Annotated in this window: 2 protein-coding genes; both read right to left on the minus strand. The window is 63.3% G+C overall.

Going from position 1 to position 1,512, the window contains the following annotated elements:
• Window positions 1–459: 459 nt before the first annotated feature.
• Complete coding sequence (locus VF794_RS09280) at window positions 460–930, minus strand: SMI1/KNR4 family protein (protein ID WP_331108874.1); 471 nt, start codon at window positions 928–930, stop codon at window positions 460–462.
• A 2-nt stretch (window positions 931–932) separates the two neighbouring features.
• A partial coding sequence (locus tag VF794_RS09285; protein WP_331108876.1) for a hypothetical protein occupies window positions 933–1,512 on the minus strand: 580 nt, incomplete at its 5' end.

Raw genomic sequence — 1,512 nt, forward strand, 5'->3', positions numbered from 1 at the left:
CCGGTGAGGGCGAAGGGCCAGATCCTCCCGTGCCCTGGGTTGTCGCGCATCCGGTGAGCAGCACCACCAGCACCACCGTTCCGGCCAGCTTCATGGGAATCCCCGTGGTGATGGCTACCCCCTGATGGGTTGCCAGTCCGAGGGAGTACCCGATGGGGCTGACAACTCCCGGTGTCCGCTGCTCCCGGCGGCGTCATTCGAGAGGCAGACCAAGAGCGCCCGTGCTTCGGCATAAGGACCTTGGCGGTCATCCCCGCTGACGTCCTGGCCCGTGTGCTTCGGGGAGAGAAGAACCCGGCGCACCTGTTGACGCCGCACAACACCACCTCCGGGAAGTACGCGGACAGGGAAGACGTGGTTCTGAGGACCTGGGATTAGAGCGGAACCCACTGGGGCTCACGTAGGCGGAGGTGACAGAGCAGCAGTCCGAGAGCACTCGGAGTCGAGTTGGAGCAGATTTCACTCCCCCAACCAGTAGAGGCTGCGCCGGGTGCGCAGCACCTGCTCTAGGAAATGCGAAAAGGAACTGGCGACTAGCCCGCAGTACGCCGGGTCCGGCCATGTCTCATGGCACCCGTCAATGAGCGGATACCGTCCGTTTACCTGTCGGCTCACGTCCAAGACGACATAGTTGCCGTCGCGCACGAAGCAGAAGGCGTACACCGAGGCGGGACCCCATTCGTCGGTGTCTTCACGCCGGATGGCCACCCGCGCTCGGACAATCTCCGAGAGAGGCAGAATTTCATAGGGCGAATCCGGCCACTGAATCAGAGCGGCTCCATTGCAGTGCAGGTAGAAGGCACGCAGGTCCAAGTCCAGCTTCCATCCCACTCGCTGCTCGAACTCCTCGATCTCCTCGGGTGAGGCGGGCGGTTTCGGGAAGTGGTCACGGGAGACCTCTTCGAGCAAGCTGCTCATGGGCATGGTCATCGTTAATTGTCCGTGTAGGGCAGGTCGGGTCCCACGTTATTCCAGGGTGCCTGACCGGCGTAGCAGGCGGGGTACTTCTTGCCGAAGTCGTCATGAACGCCGGGCTCCGCAGGAAAGATGTTGTTGGGATCTATCGGGTCCCCTCCATGCTGGAGATCCCGGATGTGGTGCCCCGGCCACGCCCTCCCTGCCGCGAAGGGCCATTCTCCAAACCGCGTGCTCCAACTCTTGCGAAAGCCTTCTCTGAATCCATCCCACTTCCTGCGCTCGGCGGCATTCTGAGTTGGTGAGCGTGTCGGGTAATTGCAGCAGCAGTGATAGATGCCGTAGCGGCTCCCGGCCTTGACGGGAACGGGTAGGACGACGAGGCTCCCCTCCCAATCGAACTTGAAGTCGGCCAGCCACATGCACCCCTTGAGCGTGTGGCCCTCGCTGGCGCACTCCCTCTGGCACCCGTTCATGAACTCCCGGCGGCACTGCCAGGGGCCGTAGAAGAGGGTCGTCTTCATGCGCCCGCCTGGCACGTTCAACCAGGGCAGTTCCTTCTTCACGGCGGGCCTGGCCCCCGGTGAGGGCGAAGGG

Origin of the sequence: Archangium sp., from assembly GCF_036389735.1 — a bacterium.
In the GTDB taxonomy this organism is placed as follows: Bacteria; Myxococcota; Myxococcia; order Myxococcales; family Myxococcaceae; genus Archangium.